This window comes from bacterium, from assembly GCA_023150945.1.
In the GTDB taxonomy this organism is placed as follows: Bacteria; Zhuqueibacterota; Zhuqueibacteria; order Zhuqueibacterales; family Zhuqueibacteraceae; genus Coneutiohabitans.
Map to the genome: position 1 here is coordinate 75,325 of JAKLJX010000002.1, position 16,230 is coordinate 91,554.

The 16,230-nt window shown below is 60.2% G+C and carries 13 protein-coding genes; all 13 read right to left on the bottom strand.

Going from position 1 to position 16,230, the window contains the following annotated elements; genetic code table 11:
• Nucleotides 1-6 precede the first annotated feature (6 nt).
• The gene (locus L6R21_03650) at nucleotides 7-1,158 is read right to left on the bottom strand and encodes a glycosyltransferase family 2 protein (GenBank protein MCK6558270.1); all 1,152 of its coding nucleotides are present in this window, start codon (nucleotides 1,156-1,158) and stop codon (nucleotides 7-9) included.
• Nucleotides 1,159-1,212: 54 nt separating this feature from the next.
• Nucleotides 1,213-2,241 carry a FemAB family PEP-CTERM system-associated protein gene (locus L6R21_03655; GenBank protein ID MCK6558271.1) on the bottom strand — a complete coding sequence of 343 codons (1,029 nt, stop codon included), beginning with the start codon at nucleotides 2,239-2,241 and terminating at the stop codon, nucleotides 1,213-1,215.
• Entirely contained in the window at nucleotides 2,238-3,155 is a 918-nt protein-coding gene (locus tag L6R21_03660) for a DUF3473 domain-containing protein (GenBank protein MCK6558272.1), read from the bottom strand. The genes L6R21_03655 and L6R21_03660 overlap by 4 nt, the downstream gene beginning before the upstream one ends.
• 237 nt (nucleotides 3,156-3,392) lie before the next feature.
• A complete protein-coding gene (locus L6R21_03665; GenBank protein MCK6558273.1) occupies nucleotides 3,393-4,331 on the bottom strand; it encodes an SDR family oxidoreductase in 939 nt (312 codons plus the stop codon).
• A 17-nt stretch (nucleotides 4,332-4,348) separates the two neighbouring features.
• A complete protein-coding gene (locus tag L6R21_03670; protein ID MCK6558274.1) occupies nucleotides 4,349-5,062 on the bottom strand; it encodes a CpsD/CapB family tyrosine-protein kinase in 714 nt (237 codons plus the stop codon).
• 9 nt (nucleotides 5,063-5,071) lie between these two features.
• On the bottom strand, nucleotides 5,072-6,190 hold the full coding sequence (locus L6R21_03675) for a tetratricopeptide repeat protein (GenBank protein MCK6558275.1): 1,119 nt from the start codon (nucleotides 6,188-6,190) through the stop codon (nucleotides 5,072-5,074).
• 75 nt (nucleotides 6,191-6,265) lie between these two features.
• Nucleotides 6,266-7,867 (bottom strand): anti-sigma factor antagonist, encoded by a 1,602-nt coding sequence (locus L6R21_03680; GenBank protein MCK6558276.1) that lies wholly within the window; start codon nucleotides 7,865-7,867, stop codon nucleotides 6,266-6,268.
• A 138-nt stretch (nucleotides 7,868-8,005) separates the two neighbouring features.
• The gene (locus tag L6R21_03685; protein MCK6558277.1) at nucleotides 8,006-9,514 is read right to left on the bottom strand and encodes a hypothetical protein; all 1,509 of its coding nucleotides are present in this window, start codon (nucleotides 9,512-9,514) and stop codon (nucleotides 8,006-8,008) included.
• A 13-nt stretch (nucleotides 9,515-9,527) separates the two neighbouring features.
• Complete coding sequence (locus L6R21_03690; GenBank protein ID MCK6558278.1) at nucleotides 9,528-10,556, bottom strand: polysaccharide biosynthesis/export family protein; 1,029 nt, start codon at nucleotides 10,554-10,556, stop codon at nucleotides 9,528-9,530.
• 74 nt (nucleotides 10,557-10,630) lie between these two features.
• Nucleotides 10,631-12,592, bottom strand: coding sequence for a hypothetical protein (locus L6R21_03695; protein ID MCK6558279.1), 1,962 nt, complete (start codon nucleotides 12,590-12,592; stop codon nucleotides 10,631-10,633).
• A gap of 40 nt (nucleotides 12,593-12,632) precedes the next feature.
• Nucleotides 12,633-13,364: a DUF5683 domain-containing protein gene (locus L6R21_03700; protein MCK6558280.1), complete on the bottom strand. Its 732-nt coding sequence runs from the start codon at nucleotides 13,362-13,364 to the stop codon at nucleotides 12,633-12,635.
• Nucleotides 13,365-13,443: 79 nt separating this feature from the next.
• Nucleotides 13,444-14,445, bottom strand: a complete 1,002-nt coding sequence (locus L6R21_03705; GenBank protein ID MCK6558281.1) for a sugar transferase — start codon at nucleotides 14,443-14,445, stop codon at nucleotides 13,444-13,446.
• A gap of 333 nt (nucleotides 14,446-14,778) precedes the next feature.
• Nucleotides 14,779-15,630, bottom strand: coding sequence for a hypothetical protein (locus L6R21_03710; protein ID MCK6558282.1), 852 nt, complete (start codon nucleotides 15,628-15,630; stop codon nucleotides 14,779-14,781).
• Nucleotides 15,631-16,230 lie beyond the last annotated feature (600 nt).

A 16,230-nucleotide genomic window follows, 5' to 3' on the forward strand; every position in this document is an offset into this window, starting at 1 on the left:
TTCCTGTCACGTCCCGGGTTCCCGCACGGTCTGCCACATGGTGAATGATTGCCCGCGATAGTAGTTCAGAATACCCAGCAGCGAGGCATAGTTGACCAGGCAGAAGTAAAACGGCACGTAGATCGCGCGCGGCATCGCCGGCCGCTGCGATTGCAGCCAGCCGAGCAGCGCGAGCACGTAGAACAGCGCCTGGCCGGCGCCGGTCACCAAATAGAACGGCGCGACCGTAAGCAGAAACGCATTGCTGAGCAGTGCGCCGGCCATGAACACCGGGATCAACCAACGCAGCAGCTTGTGGGAAAACACCTGCACCGCAAAGAAACCGAAGCGCAGCGGATTCAACACCGCGGCCACCCGCCACAGGCCGCGCCAGGCGCGATTGACGATGCGCACCTTGCGTTGAAACTCCTTGGCAAACGTGTCGCCGGCGTCTTCATAAGAAATGGCCTCCGGCTCATAAACGTTGCGATAGCCCTGCGCCGTAATCTGCAGCGGGTTGACGAAGTCGCTGAGATCCGAAGGCTGCATCGGTTTGAACAAGCGCTTGCGGATGGCGTAAATGGCGCCGTCGCCGCCCACCAGCGAACCGACATTGCTTTCCATCTTCTTCAACGCCAGCTCATAGCGCCAGTACAAGTTCTCGCTGGCGCTCGACTGGCTGCCGTCCGTCACGTTGTAGCGCGATTCGCCGGTGACGCAGCCCACGCGCGCGTCCGCAAAATTGCGCACCATCCGCCGCACAGTGTCGCGATGATACATGGCGTTGGCATCGGAGAAGATGACGATTTCACCCCGCGCCAACGGCAGTGCGGCATTCAAACCCGCGGTTTTGCCGCTGCGCGTGGGCAGGCGCAGCAGCCGCACGCCACGCGCTTCATACCCGCGCACGAGAGCATCGGTGCCGTCGTCTGAGCAGTCGGAGATCACGATGATCTCCAGCTTGCCGGGCGGATAATCCAGGGCCAGGCTGTTGTCGAGCTTGCGCCGGACGACGCCGGCTTCGTTGTAGGCACTGATCAGCAGGGTGACCTCCGGCTCGGTCGCGCGGCGATCAACCGGCGCGGCCGGCGCCACCCGGTTCCTCACCCAAAGCAAAAGCGGGTAACCAGCATAGACCCAAATGATGAGACTGACACACAACCAAAAGACGAAGACCATGCTGCACGCTGCAAGAATGAATCGGGAGTGGAACGATGATCCCGCCCGAGATCATCAAGGAATGTTTTTGACGATGGCCGGCCCGACCAGGCGCGTGACGGCCAGCGGCAACCGCTGCCAAATTTGAATTGCCATCTGATACTTGGCGTTGTGGGGGCTGAGGTCGGGAAGGGTCGTGGCGCCGTTGGCGAGCCAGTATTGCCAATGCAGCGGCACCGGCCGGGCGCCCCATTGCTCTTTGAATTTGTAGGTGCCCTCATTGGGCGTGGACCGCCCGAAGTCGAAAAACTTGTAGCCCTGTTGAATGGCAAACTCCAGCACCGCCCAATACAACAACATGTTCGGCGCCAGCGCGTTGAACTCCCGCAAACTCGAGGCCCACGGAATCTCCAGCGTCTGGCGAAAGCCGAAAACGAAACCCGCGGCCAGCGGCTGCTCCCCACGATACACCGTGCAAATGTGCGCGCGCTCCGGAAACGCAGCCAAAATGTTCGCGAAGAATCTGCGCGAATACACCGGCGTGCCCAGGTCGCGCATGTTGGTGACAAAAACTTGGTAAAAACTGTCCAGTTCCTGCTCGCGGCCACAGCGATAGGTCAAGCCCTCCTTCTGCGGTTTGCGAATCTGGCTGCGCAGCTTGGCTTTGAAGCCCTGCAGCAGCAGCTCGGACGTGTCGGGCAGCTCGAGCAGCATCGCGACTTTGTGCTGCTTGGTCGGCAGATGCGGCAGCAGCGCCGTTTCATGCCGCAATTCCACGTGCGCCACGCGGAGCTGCCGCGCCAGCGCCACGGCGCGCTCGTAGAGCGCCTGCCGCGCCGCCTCGGAATCCGCGACAATCCCGCCATAATTCAGATAGGGCACGGAAACCAAAAACGACCCGAAGAGCTTGCTGCGCAGATGGGTCAAAGGCAGGAGACCGCGCCAGCGATCCCCCTCGCGCGCGGCGAGATAGTAGCAGTGATGCGAGAAGGTCTTCTCGATGACCTGCTTCCAGCCGCTCAGATGCGGCCCGCGGCTGTCCGCGTTTTCGTGCACGAAGCGGTCCCACGCTTCGCACTGATTCTCGACGGCTTCCACGATCATGAGACCGGCACGCTCCCCCGAAGCCTGCCATTCACGCCCGGCGCGGGCAGAGTCGTGCGTGGCCAATCTGTTTGAATCCTGGTTTCCGACAAGACTTCACTCACGGGGCCGAAGGAAAATTCCTCGAGCAGGCGCCGCAGGCGGTGCTCCATCAGCGCCAGGTTGCCATAGTGGCGCATGGTTTTGAACCAGCCCACTTTCAAACGCGGCAGCTCGGCGTCCACTTCCCAGGGATGCAGATAAATGATCGCGGGCCGGCCTTCGGCGTTGATCTGGCGCACGCTGTTCTGGATGAACCAATAAGGATAAAGCCGCAAATAGCCGCCGCCGGCCATCGGCACGTTCTTCTTCATCATCACCACGGTGGAAAGCGGAAATTCGATCAGGCGCGTTTGATTGAGGAAGCGAATCTCGAAGGGAAAGCGCGGCGCATCGGGAATGCCGTAAAGATCGTGCTTCACCGGAAAGATGCTGGAATCGTAGATCAGCCCGAGATCCGCCAGCGTTTGCCAAGCCCACATCGAAGAGCGTGTGATCGAGTAACTGGGCGCACGATAGCCCAGCACCCGCTCGCCGATGATGTTTTCCAGAATGAGCAGGGATTTCTCCACGTCCGCGGCGAATTCCTTGTGGGTTTGCTCATAGATGATCTGATGGCCGTAGCCGTGGCTGGCCACCTCATGGCCCTGTTCCTTGATCGCCACCACGATTTCCGGATAGCGCTCGGCGACCCAGCCGAGCACGAAGAACGTCGCTTTGACGTTTTTCTCGGCAAAGACATTGAGGACGCGGCAGGTGTTCTGCACCACGGTGCTTTTGAGCTGATCCCACTCCTCCCGCCGGATCTTGGTCCGAAACAGGGAGACATGAAACCAGTCTTCGACGTCGACGGTGAGTGCGTTCTTGATGCCCATAAATCCCATGCCGGCGCCGAGCCAGTCGCGGCGCCCGCATTCCTAAGATCAAAGCGATTCATCATCATCCGTCCTTGGCATCAAATCTTGCAATCAACCGTTCCCTAGTGCTGCAAGTCACGCCGGCCCGGCAGGCAGCCGCGGCCACTCTCGAAAAATGCCCACTGATTTACCGCCACTGCCGCGCAATTGCGTTTCCGCCGGCAGCGAAAATCGCCCGGCACGACTTCGCCAGCCTCAGCGGTGCTGGCTGAGGTACCACGCCACGGTGCGCTTGAGCCCTTCCTGAAATTTGATCTCAGGCGAGAAAGACAGCAGGCTCTGCGCGCGCGTGTTGGCGGCCATGGAATGTTTGACGTCGCCGGGCCGCGCGCTTTCATGGCGAGCTGCGATGTGGGTGCCCATGATGCTGTTCAGTTCCTGCAGCAGCGTGTTCAAGGTGTAGCGCTCGCCGCAGGCCACATTCATGAAATGGCCGGGTGCCTCGGGCGCGGTGCACGCCAGCAGATTGGCCTGCACGACGTTGTCGATGTAGGTGAAATCGCGCGATTGCTCGCCGTCGCCGTAGATGACCGGCGCCACGCCGTTCATCAGCGCGGTGATGAAGCGCGGAATCACGGCCGCGTATTGCGAGTCCGGGTCCTGCTTCGGGCCGAAGACATTGAAATAGCGCAGGGCCACGGTGGGCAGGCGGTAAACGTGCCAAAAGGAAAGGGCGTAACGCTCACCGGCGAGTTTGGAAGTGGCATAAGGTGAAATCGGATTGGGCGGCATGCTTTCCTCTTTGGGGAGGGTGGGCGTGTCGCCGTAAACCGAGGAGGAAGAAGCGAAAACGAAGCGTTTGACCCGCGCTTGCTTGGCGGCCCACAACAAATTGATGGTGCCGTTGACGTTGACATCGTTGGAGGTGAGCGGATCTTGAATGGAACGCGGCACCGAGCCGAGCGCGGCTTGATGCAGAACGTAATCGACGCCCGCCACCGCCTGCTCGACCAGCGCGCGATCGCGGATGTCACCTTCGAGCAACTCCAGTTGGCCGGCAAACTCGGCCAAGTTCGACCGCTTGCCGGTGGCGAAGTTGTCGAGCACGCGCACGCGCTCACCGCGTTCCACCAGCGCGCGCACGAGATTGGAACCGATGAAACCGCCACCTCCTGTCACCAGAAAAAACGCCATAGCAAACTCCTCAATCCTTATTTCGCCTTTTCCTCGAGGTTGTAGTAAGAATAGCCGTAGTACTTGTGGTCGTAGTAGTAGGGCAGCACGCCCTTTTCGTTGTTGATGATGACGCCCAGGATGTTCAACCCGGCGTTGCGCATCAAATCAACCGCGCGCCGCGCCACTTCCTTGTGGGTCTCGCCGGCTTTGATCACCACCAGCGCGCCGTCCATTTCCGGGCTGAGGATGAGGGCATCGGTGACCGGAATCACGGGCGGCGAATCGACAATCACGGTGTCGAAATAGAATTTGATTTCGGAAAACAAGTCGTGCATGCGCGGCGAGTTGATCAGCTCGGTCGGGCTGGTCACCACCCCGCCGGCAGTGAGCAGGCGCAGATTCTCGATCGGCGTCTGTTTGAAACAGGTGTCGAGCTTGCGCGCGCCGGTCAGCACGTCGGCCACGCCTTCTTCCTTGGGAATGCCGAAGAGTTGGTGCACCCGCGGCCGGCGCAGATCACAATCCACCAAAATCGTTTTGGTGTTGCGGTAGCGCGCGATGGTGCACGCCAGCAGCGCCGCGGTGGTGCTCTTGCCCTCGTTCATCTTGGCGCTGGTCACGAGGAAGTTCTTCATCTCCTCGTCGGCGTAGAGGTTTTTGAGCTTCGAGTACAAACGCCGGAACTCGTTGGCCTCCGGCGACTCGTCGTTGAAGAAGGAGATAATCGAGTGTGCAGAAGATCTGTGCATAGAGAGCATCTACTTCAAGATGGCATCGAACAGCAACTGCATGCCCTTGTGGTCATACTCGGCCAGGCGCTTGTTGCGCTTGGCGCGTTCATACCCCGGATTGAGGGCCATGGCTTTGTCGAATTGCTGTATGGCTTTGTGATTCACGTATTTGCTCATGATCACATAAGCGACGCCGAGGTGATTGTAGAGATCGGCGTAGTTGGGGTATTTCTCGATCAATTCCTGCAACTGGCGGATGTGCCGCCAGATCAGGCTGCTGCTCAATTTCTTGCTGCCGTAGATGACGCGCAAGTAAAAATCGAGAATGAAGGAAATGTCCGCGGGTTTGCTCACCAGACTGATCGCCCGCGTGAAGGCCTGATAGGCCTCTTCATACTTCTTCTCGCGCATCAGGCTTTGCCCCTGCGCAGTGTGCTCGTTGGAGTAGGAGGGATTGATCTTGGCCGCCTTCTCCAGATTGTCCGCCACTTTCTGGTGGCAGTTGACCGAGAGGGAAAAATCCTCCTTGGTGAAGGCGTTCAGCACATAGGCCAGCGCCAGATTGAAGTAGGCTTCGGCATAATAGGGGTTGCTGTCGAGCGCACGCAGGAACTGCTCCACCGCCTTCTTGCAGTACTCCTTTTTGAGGTAGGCCATGCCCAGGTTGTTGTGATAGTCGGCATAGCCGGCTGACATCGAAATGGCCTGCTCCAAGACCGTGATCGCGTCATCGTAGCGTTTCACCGCCATGTAGGCGCTGCCGAGATTGTTGTAGGTGCCGGAGAGGCGCGGGTTGAGCACGATCGTCTCCTCCAGCTCGATGATGGCCTCCTCATACATCCCCCGCCGGATAAAAGCCTGGCCCAGCAGATTCTTGGTCTCCGCCTGATTGGTCTCCTGCAGCTTCTCGGCAAGCTGGATGAGCATCAGGATTTCGTCTTTTTTCTCGTCGTGAAATTCCCGCGTCTTGGTGCGCAGCATTTCACGCGACCACTTCGGATCGAACTCGCGCGTGCGCATCTCCAGCAGGGTGCCGTTGCGAAAGAACGAAGAGGTGATCTGTTTCTGCGGATCATTGGTGGTCGTCTTCAGAAAGTACTCTCCCTGGGGAGAGCTGATCACGTCGTTGAAGAGAAAATCGGCCATACGTTTGCTCGTCGAGGTGGTATGAAGTTTCGGGATCGCCTCAAGCACGTGAATGGTGCCGGCGTTGTTGGTATCCTACGCCAGGTCGGCCCGGCCGGCGAATTGCAGGCGTTGCTCACGGGTGTTCAGGCCGGCCTGCCGCAGCCACCGGTAAACCGTCGACCGGCTGACCATGATCGCAGGCTCTGTTCGCACTTCCAAATACTTCTGTATCATCGTTGGGCCATAGTGCGGATGCTGGCTTACAATTTGGCGAACGATGGATTGCCGGTCACCCTCGAATCTCATCTTGGTCACGGCATGCGACTGGCGAATTGGCTGCGGGCCGTTGGCCGGGCTGCGTTTTTGCTCTGCCGGCGCCATCGCCGGCGGCATGCCTTCTCTGCCGACGCCGGTGCTCACCGCCGGCCGCGGTGCCGCATACGCCGGCCGCCACCCTTCGGTCGGTTTGGCCTCCACTGCCGCCTGAGCCGTGCGTGCCGGCGCCGGTCGCACTGCCGCGGAACGGTCGCTGGAATCAGCGCGGCGCTCACCGGGGGCGAGGGCTGCGGCCTTGTCTTCTACTGCTGCCCAGATGCGCGCCGGCGCTGCCGGCTGTTCCTCTGCGCGCCGCGGTGAGGCCGGCATCGAATCATCGGTGAAACCCGTGCCGCCCTCCCAACTCACCTCGTCCATTTCATATTCTTCCGGCAGCCGGTCGATTTCATCGAGAATCCAGGGATCGTTGATGTCCTGCAGAACATACTCTTCGAAAAACGATTCCGCCGGCGCAGGCTCCGGTGCCGTCATCCCGGCCGCCATGCCAGAGTCTTGGCTTTGCCGCCTTGACTCCGGCAGGCGGGGCGCCGCGGAGTCCATTGCAGCATCGTCGTCGGCAGCGGTGGGCGCGGGAACGAAATCCTGCGAAGGATGCTCATGCCGTGCCCCGGCCTGCAAGCCGGCCTCGCTGCCCTCGCCGGTTTCAGTTTCATGCGCGGCTGCGGTCGTCTCCTCCTGCTCTGCCGGCGGCAAATCCTCGGCGTAATCAGCAAACGCATTGGCATTGCCGCTGAGCATGTCCTGCAGGGAGGGCGCATAGGCAGCGCCGTAGCCGAGATCCACGTCCGCCTCAGCACCATGGCCGTCAGATTCCTCTGCCGGCACTGCCTCGTTGCCGTACAACGGAACCGGCGCCTCGGTTGCGTGCGCTTCCCAATCCGTGCGCGCGTCGGAACCCGGCACTTCAAATCCCTGGCCCGGCAGCCAGGCCGGTGAGGCTGCGCCGTCGGTGTTCTCCGGTTCCGGCAAACTGCTGAGATTCGCCGCGGGTTTTTGATGCTCAGCCGGGCCATGCGCGGGGAGTTCGAAGGACAGAATCGCATCCTCGATGGTATCGTAGGCATTGATGAAGCTGTCGAGTTCCAGCAGAAGAAAGACATCCAGCACGTCCGGATTCATGCCGGCCAAACGGATGTCGCCGCCGTTGTCGCGCACGCGACGCAGTTCGGCGGTAAACGCGCCCCAGCCTGCCGAGGAAATAAACTCGACATTGGCGAGATCGACAACGATGCGATAATTGTCGTGCGCCAACAAGTAGGCCAGAACTTTTTCAAACTCATCGAGGCTGGAAGCATCGAAGACCTTCATCAGGCGGACGATATGAATACCCTCGTCTGTCACTTCCACTGCTTCGATCAATCGCCGCTTTGCTGACAAGCCGCTACCCTTTCACAAATGAATTCCACAAATGCGCAAACCGCCGCCGGGCCCGCCCGGGACGGATTGCCGGGATCACCTTCCCACGCAGCAGCAGAAGCCGGTTGTTCCACCCTGCCGTTAGAACGGCCGCTTGGCCTTGGCCGGTTCCGCCATTTCAATTCGCGGGATTACGCCCAAAACCGCCACGCCCAACTGCGTTTCGACGTCATCCACCGACTTGAAGGAATGATCAAAAAACTCCAGGAGGTAAACCGCGCCAATGCCGAAACCCAGGCCGCCGAACAGCGCGATCAGCAGAATCTGCGCCTCATTCTGCGGCACCGGCATCAGCGGCCGGTTGGCGGGGTTGATGATGCGAAAGCGCTCATCGGCGCTGGTCTCCTGCAGATCCTGCCCCAGCTCGGAACGCTGCGCCTGGCTGCGAAACGCGTAGAGTGCAGTGCCCAGGTCGTTGACTTGCTTTTGCGCTTCGGCGAGCTGCATCTCCTGCACCGGCCGTTTGGCAATGCTGAAGCGATACGCCTCCAGCAAGTCTTCCAGTTTTGTCTTCTCGCGCTTCAACAGATCCAAATCCAGGCGGGCGATCTGCCGTTGCACCGCCAAGTCCAGCTCGCCGGAGGAGAGGCCGGGGCCGAGTTGCTGCGAAACTTCCTCGCGAAACTGTTCGCGCAGCGCCGCGATTTCCTGATTGACGTTGATGACGTTGGCATCACGCCAATCGAACTGAATCATCACCGTCACCAGCGCCTCCGCCTTCTGGAACAGGCGCTGGCGCAACTCCGTCATGCGGGGCGTCTCGCTGATTGTGAGGTTGCCGGTGGCGCCGCTGAGTCTGGCCTCCAGCCCGGCCAGCAAATCTTGCTGGCGGTTGAGATCGACCTGCAGCGAATTCAGGGTGGCATTGGCCTGCGCTTCGTTGTTCAGGTTGACCGCGAGCTTGCGCGTTTGCTCGAAGGTCGTCTGCTCCTTGAGGCGGCGCAAACGTTCCAGCGCCTCCTCGTATTGCTGGCGGTAACGCTCTTCCTGCTCTTTGCTGAAGCCGATGGCGATGGCCGCGCTCTTGGATTCGCGCGCGAGATTTTGCTCGATGAAAACTTCCGAGAGTGTCTTCACGATCGCATAGGCCTTGTCGGGATCGGTATGCTCGAAAGCAATGCGCATCGAGCTGCCGCGCTTGGCGAAGGTGACCCCGCCGTCGAAAAACCGCCGCGCCAGCCATTCGACCTGCATGCGGCGCACGATGGTATCGAGGCTCTCCTCGGGGTGTTCGAGTTGAACCTTTTTCGCCTCGTCCAGCATGCCCTGGCTCGGCTTCAAATCGATGCGGTCGATCACCTCCCCCAACACCTCCACGGACAACAGTTGCGCCAGCAGGTCTTCCGACAGGTTGCGCATTTGGATCGGTTTCTTCACGCCGCTGCCATCGACGAAATCATTCATGCGCGCCGAGAGCGAGGCCGCATTGCCGATCTGAATCACCGTCTCCGACCGGTAAAGGCTGGGCAAATTGGTGACGCGGTAGTACGCGCCCAGCAAGGCCACAAGAGGAGGAATGATGAGAAACCACTTGCGCCGCCGGGCAAGCTGCCAGAGGCTGCGAGGATCGATTTTTCCGCCGGTGGTCATGGGTCCAATCGCGTTAGTTTTGTCCGAGCAAGGTATTCAACACAAAGTAAGAAGTCAGAATCGAAACCGTGCCGGTGAGCACTTGCACCAGCGTATTGGCAAAGATGAAGCTGCCGTAGTTGGCGCGTCCGGGAATGTAGATGGTATCGCCCGGCCGCAAACGCAGCGGCAGCGGCGCCGCCTGTTTGGTGTATTCCTTGATGTTGATCACATAGACAACCGGCGCCTCGGCGCCCAGGCTGATCAGCCGCACCCGCCGCAAATCCGGCTCGATCGGCGCGCGGTTGTTGCTGCTGGTTTGCACCATCGCCGGCCCGCCGGCGCGCACAATCGCCTGCAAAACATCCAAATCCTTCTCGAAAGGATAGACGCCCGGCCGCGCCACCATTCCGAAAACATAAATGGCGTTGCGCGGATTGCCGGCAATGGCCGTGGGCGACATGCTGGCTTCCCCTCCGCCGGGGCCTGCCGCCGGCGTGATGCTGGGAACGTTGAGATAGTCGCCGGGATTCAGCCGCGGCAAGTCCTTCACATTGCCGGATTCAAAAGCCGAGGTGACATCGACGGTTTCGATCTTATTGGAAGTCTCGCCGCCACGGAAGATTTGCACCTGTGCCAATTGGGCGTTGGGTGCCGGACCGCCCGCTTCGAGAATGGCCTTCCAAACATTGGGCAGCTCTTGAAACGCATACTTGCCCGGCCGTGCCACCGCGCCGCTGAGGTAAATCGAGCGGCTGCCGTATTCCACCACCGTCACCGTGGCCTGCGTGATCTTCTTGTTGTAAACCGAGATCTTCTCGACGATGCTGCTGCTCAGTTGCTCGACCGTTTTGCCGCCGGCCACAAGACGGCCGACGAGCGGCAGATCGATCTTGCCCTCGGCGTCAATCCGGCCTTGCGTGTTGAGCGAAGGCTCCTGCCAGAAGGCAACATGAATGAGATCGCCTTTGTCCAGAACATAGTCCTGCGCCCGCAAGGCGCTGGCAAAGCCGGCCAGGCTCAGCAGCAAAAGCAGCCCGAATGGCTGCCGAATGAGGTTCATGCCTTTTTCGCTCCTTCGAAAAAAAGGTCGCTCCCGCCGTGTTGTGCGCAGAGCAGGCCTCCTGCGAGGTGTGTTCACGGACGGATCCTTGCCTTGACTTCGTTGCTGCCCGACGACAGATTGCCGCGATCGTACACGAAGACGCGATAGTAATAAGTCTTGGTCGGACGCAAGTTGGTATCGGTATAGGTGGTGTTGCCGGCATTGGAATTGAGAATGGTGATCAACACATCCACGTCATTGCCCTGGGCATCCTTGCCGCGGGTGCCGTTGGTGACGCCGGGCGTTTCCGAACGAAAAATGCGGTAGGAAGCGAAATCAGTATCCAGGCTCTGCGACCACGACAGCCGCAGCGAGGAAGTGTCCACCACCGCCGGTTGCGCCAGGGTCACCGGGAACGGCGGCGTGTTTTGCGCCGTGGTAACCGACTCGACGTTGCTGCCGGTGGCATTGCGTCCCTGATCCGCGACGAAAACGCGGTAGTAGTAGGTCGTGCCCGCGCTCAGGCCCTCGTCAACATGAACGTTGTCGCCGATGTCAACAATGGCGGTGACCAGCGTTGACAACGAATCGACCCGCGGCGTGAGCGAGCGATAGAGACGATAGCTGGCAAAGTCGCGATCGCCGCTTTGCGACCAGGAGAGCTGCACCTTGCTGGTGCCGTCGCCCACCAGCAGCGGAGTGTTCAGCGTCACCGCAGCCGGCGGTGCGTCCGGGCTGATTTTGCCCTCCACTTCATTGCTCGGCTTGCTGCTCAAACCGCCGATGTCATTCACCACGATTTGGTAATAATAAGTCACGCCCGCCTGCAGATTGGCATCGATATAGGAGGTCGTCTGCTGCACGGTCACCTGTTCGATGAGCAGATTGGCGGAGGGCGTGAAGTTCTTCGTGCGGCTGCGATAAATGGCATAGTTCGCGAAGTCCGCCTCGGCGGAGGTGCTCCAGGTCAGGCGCAGCGCATTGCTCGGGCTGCCGGTGGGCGTGGGCGTGAACAACTGCACGGCGTCGGGCACCTTGAGAATCGTCACCTGCGTGGTCGCGATGAACGGCGTGGCAACGTTGCCCACTTGATCGGTGAAGCGGCCTCTGATTTTCGCCTGTGCGATTTCAACGTCGCCGGGAATGCGGTAGTCGACTTCGTAGATGCCGTCATTCGCGATCTTGTCGTTGTTGGTGCCATCATCGAACAGCAGTATGTCACTCACCGCGTTGACGATGTCGATGAAGGCGCGGCCGCTGGCCTCGCCGGCGTTGAGGGTGAAGTGAATGATCTGGTTGCTCTGCTTGGGTGTGCCGCCGGTGTTCTCCGTCACGCTGGTGATGAGAGCCTTGGTATCGAGAATGATGGGATCGCTGGCGAGCAGACCACTTTCACTGCCGTCGCGATCGCGCAGCTTGAGGTAGACCAATTTCTGGCCGTCGCCGGAGGGCAGCGTCCAGTTGAGCGAGGCTTGGAAGGGCTGCCAGGAAATCCGCGCCAGTGCCGTATCGTTGCCGACCTTCATCAACACCGTGGTGGGCGGCGCGGTGACGGTGAGCAGAATCTTGGGATCTCTGGTGATGTTCACGCCATTGGCGATGCGGACGCCGTAAACATTCGGCTTGCCGGCGACCTCGGGGGAACGCGGGCCTTCATAGCCCTTGTTGGAAACTGCACTGATTTGATAGAAATAGGTGACGCCGTTGCGCACCGTGCGATCGAGGTAGTTGAGCGAGCGCGTCGAATCGATCAATTGAAACTTTCTTTCGACCTTGTACGGCGGCGTGATCACGATCTGCGAGCTGTCGAAGCGATAGATGCGAAAGTTTCTCACCCGGGCCGGGTCGGCAATGGTCCACGCCAGCGCGAGTTGCCGGTCGCCGAGCGTGAGGGCGAGGTTCGCGGGGGCAGCCGGAAAATCACTGGCGTTGTCCGGGCCGGTCGGTTTCTTCGCACAAGTCCACAATGCCAAACTCAGCGCCAGGAGGGCGGCGACGCGCCAACCAGCCCGCAAGTGCGGCGTCCGGCGCGGAAAGATTCCTTGCTTTCTCATGGTGTCATGCCTTGACGATTACGTCCTATCGAACTGCGAATCAAAACTGGGCGCGAACGCCCACCTGGGCGGTGTTGCCGGTGAAATCCGTCGGCGGGCTAGCGGTCATGCTGACTTCCAAACCATGGCGATGGTAGGAGGGAAAAAACGCGATGACGTCGATCAAGTTGTAGAGGTAGACGCTGGCGGTGATAATGGCCCAGCGTTGCCGCAACTCATAGCGCCGATCGAGGGTGGCCTGGGCCGCGTCCAGGCGGCTGCGCTGATTGGCATCGTTTTGAAAGGCCGCCAGCGCGGCATTGAAATCGTCGATGCTGTCGCGATACCGCAGCTCCTGCCGCACAAAGATGGCGAGCGAGCTGAACTGCAGGGCGCTGATGATCATGCCTTTCACACGCTGATCACTGTAAGCCTGCCCCATGCCGGGCACCAGGGCCGAGCGCGCCAAAGCCTTCACCCGGGTCTTGGGGGAAAGCTTGATGGAGATTTTGTCGTTGCCCTTGCCGTTGAAATAGTAATCGGTGGACCAGTCTTCGTAGCCGCGCAGCTTGGTCTTGATGCGATAATTGCCGCGCAGAAAATGGGTGACCGTGTAAGGCGCGCGGCCGGCCAGCCCATACTCGCCTTCCAGAAAAACGATGGCGCCCGTCGGCCGGGTCAAAATCTGCGATTTCGCCAGCATTTCGCCCGCCGGCGGCACTTCGCCTTCCGCCTGCGCCCAGCCTCGTTCCACCGCAATGCCGCTCCAGCACAGCAGCAGCAGAGCCGCCATGCTCCACCGCCGGGCAATGGCCCCGGGACGCTGCGGGACCGCGCTACCAAACATGTCTACGAACCTCCATGCTCATGTATCAATCTGCTTCTTCCTTGCCGCGAATGATCATCCACAGCGTCTTCCAAAGCAGCAGGATGTCCAGCTTGAGATTATGATCTTTGACATACATCAAATCATAGCGGACTTTTTCGCGCACGTCCTCGATGGTTTCATCATAGCCGCAATAGATTTGCGCATTGCCGGTCATGCCCGGCTTGACCTCCAGACGGCTGGCATAGTTTGGCACCTGGCTCACCAGCTTGGGAATGATCTGCGGGCGTTCCGGCCGCGGCCCCACCATGCTCATGTCGCCCAGCAGCACATTGAGAAATTGCGGAATCTCATCGACGTGAGTGAAGCGCAGGATGCGACCGACGCGGGTGATGCGGGGATCGTTTTTCTGTGCCCACACCGCGCCGCTGAATTTCTCGGCATCCTGCCGCATGGTGCGAAACTTGTAAACCGTGAAGGGCCGGCCAAAAACATCGCTGCGCCGGCGGTCACCGCGGCGCCGGTCATGCGCCACCGCAATCGCAACCTGGCGGCGTTCACGGCGGCGCAGGTTGATGCCCACGCGCTGCTGCCCGTAAAACACCGTGCCTCGGGAATCGAGACGGATGAGCAGCGGCACGATCAGAAAGAGAATCGACGACATGATAAACCCGAGCACGGCCGCGCAAAAATCGAAGCAGCGCTTGCCGAACTGCTCCCACCAGTTGATGCCGGAAAACGGCGCCGTGATTTTCTTGACCAGCTTCTCCGGCACCAGCAGGATGATGAGCAGCGACCCAAACAGAAAGAAGGGCGAAATGACGACGTTGCCGAAAAATCGCTGGATGACAGAGGGAGGGTTCGCCGGCACACCGGGACGGCTGTCCAAAGCCAGCGAGGTTTTGGGCGCAGCAACGCCCGGCCGCAAGGTCTCATCGTAGCGATGATAGGCTTGTTCACGCCGAGAAGAGGTGGGAATGCCGTTGGTCGGCACCGTTTTGGCTGGCGGTTCGCTTACCTGGTGGCCAACCAATGTCGCCTCTTGCATCGAAGCTGTCTCCCTTTGAATCTGTCCATGCAATGCAATAACGTTTTTTATCAAAGGAGGTTGGAATCGCAATCGTAACGCACACGCCGTGACGCTGGCGCCGGCAGCAGCCCTCGCCGGCGGCCGCGAGCAGCCGGCCACCCAGACTTGGGCAATCACGAAATCCTCCGGCAGCACCCGGCAAACGAATCGAGCGGGTGCGCGCGCCGGCGGCCGCCAAAGCAATTGTGCAGATGACGGAAGCGTTTGGCTTGGTCGCTGAAACGTGTGCAGGCGAATGGCGAAGGCAGATGAGAACAGTCCTCGAGCACAGAGCCTCTTCCCAACCGGCCTCTATTCCTGGTTGGGCTCGTCTCCCTCGCTCTTGAAAGCCGATTCGAGAATGGGTTGCGGCTTCTTCCCTTCCGGTAGTCCCCGCGGTGCCCCGTTCGATTTCTTTCTCTTGTAGGACTTAGCCGAAAGTTGAAACTTGTTGAGCAGGGCATAGACGGTATACCGGCTGATGCGGGCCGCGCGCGCCACCATCGAAATATTGCCGGCATGCTTCGCGAGCTGCTGGCCGAGATACTCGCGTTCGAAGGCTTTGATCCAGTGCTTCTTGGCTTCCAGGAACGGATAATCCAGCAGGCTGGCTGCCGGGCTGGCCTGGCCGAGCGTGGGCAGCAATCCTCCTGAAACCGCCTCCAGTGTTTTCGGCCGGGCGAAGGTCAGCACCGTCGCCATCATCTCGGCCATCGCCAGCAGGGCCGACACCTCGGCGGGTGTCAACGGCCGGGGTTGGGCAAAGGCGAGATATAAAGATCCCAGCGGCGCACTCTGTCCGTTTTCCGTGAAGGAGGGATGGAGATCGAAGCGCAGAATCGACTGTGCGCTCCGGCACGCGGCCGCAATCGCCTCTGCCAGTTCTGGCTCGGCGCGGCGTACCGGTTGATGATCTTCGTGATTCTCCGTTGCGGCAGGCAAGCCGTCATGCTCCGCGCGGCCGCCCAGCGGCGTGACGGTGATGCACAGCGCCGGCGTCGCGGCCAGAATCGTATCTGCTTCGGCCTGACTGCCGGGCGCGGCAAAGCTCACCGAGCCGTCGGCCGTCAGTGCGATGCCGCAATAGGAAGCGCCAAAGGTGTGCGTGAATCTCTGGCACAGCCCGTCGATCGTTTCTCGTAGGCGAATGTGAGTTTGAGACATTGGGTTCACGTAATTCGAGATGCAATATCCAGTTGTTACTCAACATCAGATATATACAGCCATGTAAGGTGAATGCGTATGAAACGCGGGTTGCGATTTTGCACGGAACGGCACAGGACAACGAAAAGGAAACATTCAGAGCCCTCTCACGGCCGCGCCCGTCTGGCAGCAAGAGGTTTCGCGCTTTCCGGCTCTCCGCGAGGCTGGCAGGCCAGCCGCGCGCACAAGCCTGGTCTTGTCAAGCCACCCGGGCAATCGCTTGCTCGTTGGCATCACCTACTCAATACCGGCACAGCTCCGCGCGGGCGTAAGCCGTACGGCAAAAAACCGCGCTTGGCAGTTACTCGAGAATTGTAAGCCCGCACCCACATGTCGTGTGCGCCTGGCAGTCCGCGCTGCGACCGGCGTTCTGCCGGTCTCTGTGCCGCAGGTTGAGGGTAAATTTCTGGAGCAGGGAAAATCAAAAGGAGGAATGAATGAAAGGTAGGGTCATTATGCATGCCCAGAGTGCACCGGAGGGCGAGTTGTTTTTCACGAAGGGAATGAATCACCCGCGCGTGTCGGCATGCGTCACGCGCGGGAAACAGGACACCGGCGCCT

Coding starts and splice junctions, on each gene's coding strand:
- L6R21_03650 (MCK6558270.1), bottom strand. CDS start 1,158: ATGGTCTTCGTCTTTTGGTTGTGTGTCAGTCTCATCATTTGGGTCTAT.
- L6R21_03655 (MCK6558271.1), bottom strand. CDS start 2,241: ATGATCGTGGAAGCCGTCGAGAATCAGTGCGAAGCGTGGGACCGCTTC.
- L6R21_03660 (MCK6558272.1), bottom strand. CDS start 3,155: ATGGGCATCAAGAACGCACTCACCGTCGACGTCGAAGACTGGTTTCAT.
- L6R21_03665 (MCK6558273.1), bottom strand. CDS start 4,331: ATGGCGTTTTTTCTGGTGACAGGAGGTGGCGGTTTCATCGGTTCCAAT.
- L6R21_03670 (MCK6558274.1), bottom strand. CDS start 5,062: ATGCACAGATCTTCTGCACACTCGATTATCTCCTTCTTCAACGACGAG.
- L6R21_03675 (MCK6558275.1), bottom strand. CDS start 6,190: ATGGCCGATTTTCTCTTCAACGACGTGATCAGCTCTCCCCAGGGAGAG.
- L6R21_03685 (MCK6558277.1), bottom strand. CDS start 9,514: ATGACCACCGGCGGAAAAATCGATCCTCGCAGCCTCTGGCAGCTTGCC.
- L6R21_03690 (MCK6558278.1), bottom strand. CDS start 10,556: ATGAACCTCATTCGGCAGCCATTCGGGCTGCTTTTGCTGCTGAGCCTG.
- L6R21_03695 (MCK6558279.1), bottom strand. CDS start 12,592: ATGAGAAAGCAAGGAATCTTTCCGCGCCGGACGCCGCACTTGCGGGCT.
- L6R21_03700 (MCK6558280.1), bottom strand. CDS start 13,364: ATGGCGGCTCTGCTGCTGCTGTGCTGGAGCGGCATTGCGGTGGAACGA.
- L6R21_03705 (MCK6558281.1), bottom strand. CDS start 14,445: ATGCAAGAGGCGACATTGGTTGGCCACCAGGTAAGCGAACCGCCAGCC.
- L6R21_03710 (MCK6558282.1), bottom strand. CDS start 15,630: ATGTCTCAAACTCACATTCGCCTACGAGAAACGATCGACGGGCTGTGC.